This window comes from Pseudoalteromonas phenolica (assembly GCF_005876835.1).
Lineage (GTDB): Bacteria > Pseudomonadota > Gammaproteobacteria > Enterobacterales > Alteromonadaceae > Pseudoalteromonas > Pseudoalteromonas phenolica_B.
On record NZ_PPSW01000088.1, the window covers coordinates 1 to 737 of the forward strand.

The following is a 737-nucleotide window of genomic DNA, read 5'->3' on the forward strand; positions in this document are numbered from 1 at the left end:
TTCCACCACCCGGGCATCGGGCTGCTTTCGCATGTGGAGAGTTATCTTTCGATAATGGAGGCGGAACCCGGAGTCGAACCGAGGTAGACGGATTTGCAATCCGCTGCATGGCCACTCTGCCATTCCGCCTAAATATTCCAAATAAATTGGAGCGAGTAACGAGGTTCGAACTCGTGACCTCGACCTTGGCAAGGTCGCGCTCTACCAGCTGAGCTATACTCGCGTCACATAATGCTTTTTATTTCAACTGAGATAAGACGAGGTCGCGTCTTTACTTTTATCAGCTAAGCTATACTTGCATTCAATTATTTAGAGTAAATGTTAAGTTGGAGCGAGTAACGAGGTTCGAACTCGTGACCTCGACCTTGGCAAGGTCGCGCTCTACCAGCTGAGCTATACTCGCGTTCCATGATGCTTTTTAATTCAACTGAAGTAGAAGCAAGATCGCTTCTTTACCTTTATCAGCTGAGCTATAGTCACATTCCGTTTAACATTTTTAAGTTAAAGATAAGCTGGAGCGAGTAACGAGGTTCGAACTCGTGACCTCGACCTTGGCAAGGTCGCGCTCTACCAGCTGAGCTATACTCGCGTTCCATAAATCTTTAACATTAAAACCAATTTGGAGCGAGTAACGAGGTTCGAACTCGTGACCTCGACCTTGGCAAGGTCGCGCTCTACCAGCTGAGCTATACTCGCATCAAATTGATTCTAAAATCAATGGTGCCCGGGGCCGGACT

Annotated in this window: 5 tRNA genes; all 5 read right to left on the reverse strand. The window is 47.4% G+C overall.

The annotated features are described in order from the left end of the window. Positions 1–55 precede the first annotated feature (55 nt). Positions 56–129: transfer RNA gene (locus C1E24_RS20805), tRNA-Cys, on the reverse strand. Positions 130–147: 18 nt separating this feature from the next. Next, positions 148–223: transfer RNA gene (locus tag C1E24_RS20810), tRNA-Gly, on the reverse strand. A gap of 104 nt (positions 224–327) precedes the next feature. Further along, positions 328–403, reverse strand: a tRNA-Gly gene (locus tag C1E24_RS20815). Positions 404–513: 110 nt separating this feature from the next. After that, positions 514–589, reverse strand: a tRNA-Gly gene (locus C1E24_RS20820). Between the two features lie 31 nt (positions 590–620). Further along, positions 621–696 (reverse strand) — tRNA-Gly (locus C1E24_RS20825). Positions 697–737: the final 41 nt, after the last annotated feature.